Raw genomic sequence first — 753 nt, 5'->3', positions numbered from 1 at the left:
TAGCACCGACCATGCAAGTCGCGCTCGATAATTGGGAAGCTGTTGCACCACAGTTGGAAGAAATTTACACCGCGCTGAACAATGGCACGGTCACTGGGTTTGAAGAGTTTGAGGCGCATTACTGTGAGTCTCCGTTACCTCGCGCTTATCAGTGGGCTGATGGCAGTGCTTATGTCAACCATGTCGAGTTGGTTCGTAAAGCGCGCGGCGCAGAAATGCCAGAGAGTTTTTGGACTGATCCTTTGATGTATCAAGGTGGTTCAGATGCGTTTATTGGCCCTTGCGACAATATTGAGTTTGCCAGCGACGAATGGGGTATCGATTTTGAAGGCGAAGTTGCCGTTGTAACTGGCGATGTTCCGATGGGCGCAAGTATTGCTGAGGCGCAAGAGTCTATTCGTCTCATTATGTTAGTGAACGATATCTCGCTACGTGGTTTGATTCCTGCGGAGCTCGCAAAAGGGTTTGGTTTCTTCCAATCTAAACCGTCTTCGGCGTTTTCTCCCGTAGCGGTTACCCCTGATGAACTGGGCGATGCATGGTATGAAAACAAAGTTCATTTACCATTGGTTTCCACCTACAACCACAAGCCGTTTGGTCGCCCTAACGCTGGCGTTGATATGACTTTTGACTTTGCAGACTTAATCGTTCATGCCACAAAAACGCGCCCACTAACGGCTGGCGCAATCATCGGTTCTGGCACGGTGTCCAACAAGCAAGGCACTGACCATGGCACTTCGATTGAGGAAGGTG

The 753-nt window shown here is 49.8% G+C and carries 1 protein-coding gene; it reads left to right on the top strand.

What is annotated here, in order from left to right:
- A partial coding sequence (locus tag R7E78_RS26230; protein ID WP_318058621.1) for a fumarylacetoacetate hydrolase family protein occupies nucleotides 1–753 on the top strand: 753 nt, incomplete at both ends.

The sequence above is a fragment of the Vibrio sp. YT-19(2023) genome (assembly GCF_033337395.1).
The sequence above is the reverse complement of the archived record's forward strand: the minus strand, read 5'-3'. Positions and strand labels throughout refer to the sequence as shown.